Origin of the sequence: Actinophytocola sp., assembly GCF_036402745.1 — a bacterium.
In the GTDB taxonomy this organism is placed as follows: Bacteria; Actinomycetota; Actinomycetes; order Mycobacteriales; family Pseudonocardiaceae; genus Actinophytocola.
The window spans coordinates 1-1,784 of sequence record NZ_DASWSJ010000383.1 but is presented as its reverse complement, the minus strand read 5'-3'; the positions used below and the strand labels follow the sequence as shown (position 1 = coordinate 1,784).

General features: G+C 73.3%; 2 protein-coding genes. Both read right to left on the bottom strand.

What is annotated here, in order from left to right:
* On the bottom strand, positions 1 to 1,128 hold a 1,128-nt coding region (locus VGD70_RS34165; RefSeq protein WP_331088808.1), incomplete at its 3' end, for an acetylornithine transaminase.
* On the bottom strand, positions 1,125 to 1,784 hold a 660-nt coding region (argB, locus tag VGD70_RS34160; RefSeq protein WP_331088806.1), incomplete at its 5' end, for an acetylglutamate kinase. The genes VGD70_RS34165 and argB, both read right to left, overlap by 4 nt.

The window sequence follows — 1,784 nt, the reverse complement described above, 5'->3', positions numbered from 1 at the left end:
GGCCTGCGCGTCGGTGAGGACGAGGGGCGGGGCGAGCCGGATCACGCCCGGTGCGACGGCGTTGGCGAGGAAGCCGGCGGTGCGCAGGTTCGCCTCCACGGCCGCGGCGACGTCGGCGGTGAGGACGACGCCGAGCAGCGCGCCCCTCCCCCGGACGCCGCTGATACCGGCGTGGCCGAGACCCTCGATGGCGGCAGTGAACCGGTGCTCGAGCTCCTTGGCCCGCTCCAGCAGGCCCTCGTCGCGGATCGTGTCGAGCACCGCGAGCGCGGCCGCGGCAGCGATGGGGTTGCCGCCGAACGTCGAGCCGTGCGACCCGGCCGTCATCAGGTCGGCTGCCTCGCCGAACGCGAGCGTCGCACCCATCGGCAGGCCACCGCCCAGCGCCTTGGCGAGGGTGATCAGGTCGGGCTGAAGCCCGTCGGCGTGGTGGGCGAACCACTGCCCGGTGCGGCCGAGGCCGGTCTGCACCTCGTCGAGAGCGAACAGCGCACCGGCCTCTCCGGCGGCGTGCGCCGCCGCGGACAGGTAGCCGGCAGGGGCCGGCACGACGCCGCCCTCCCCCAGCATGGGCTCGAGCAGCACCATCGCGGTCTGCTCGCCCACCGCCGACCGAAGGGCGTCGACGTCGCCGTAGGGCACGTGCTGCACGCCGCCGGGCAGCGGCGCGAAGGCTGCCGCCTTCGACGGCTGGCCGGTGAGGGCCAGCGCCCCCATGGTCCGGCCGTGGAAGGAGCCGAGCGTGGCGACGACCTCGGGCCGGCCGGTGAGCCGGCTGATCTTGAACGCCATCTCGTTGGCCTCGGCACCGGAGTTGCAGAAGAACACCCGTCCCGGCCGGCCGGCGAGCTCGAGCAGCCGTTCGGCCAGCCGCAGGCCCGGCTCGTGCATCACCAGGTTGGAGACGTGCCCCAAGGTCTGCGCCTGGGCGGTGATCGCCTCGACGACCTTGGGGTGCGCGTGGCCGAGGATCGTTGTCGCGATCCCGCCGATCAGGTCGGTGTACTCACGGCCCTCGACGTCCCAGACGGTGGCTCCCGCGCCGCGGGCCAGCGCGACCGACGGCCGCTTGTAGTTGCCCATCATCACGGCCGACCAGCGGGTGGCCAGCTCCTCGGTGTGCGTCATGCTGTGCCCTCCCTCTCCGTCGGCGAGGACGGGACGACCATCGTCCCGGTCCCTTCGGTCGTGAACATCTCCAGCAGCAGGGCGTGCGGCGTGCGCCCGTCGACCACGGTCGCGCGGTTCACCCCGTTCTCCACCGCCCGGAGGCAGGCGGCCATCTTCGGCACCATTCCGGAGTCCAGGCTGGGAAGGATCTCGGCCAGCTCCGCCGCGTCGATCTGCTGCACCAGCGAATCGCGGTCGGGCCAGTCGGCATAGAGCCCCTCGACGTCGGTCAGGACGACGAGCTTCACCGCGCCGAGGGCCACGGCCAGCGCGGCCGCGGCCGTGTCGGCGTTGACGTTGTGCACGACACCGTCGCGGTCGGGTGCGACGGTCGCGACGACGGGGATGTGCCCGGCCTCGAGCAGCGCGGTCACCGGTGCGGGGTCGACCTCGACGACGTCACCGACCAGGCCGACGTCCACCGGCTCACCATCGACGATCGCGTACGTGCGGGCAGCGGTGAACAGGCCGCCGTCCTCCCCGGACAGGCCGACGGCCAGCGGTCCGTACTGGTTGATCAGCCCGACGACCTCCGGGGTCACCTGCCCCGTGAGCACCATGCGGACGACGCCGATCGTCTGCTCCGTGGTGACCCGCAGGCCGCCGCGGAACTC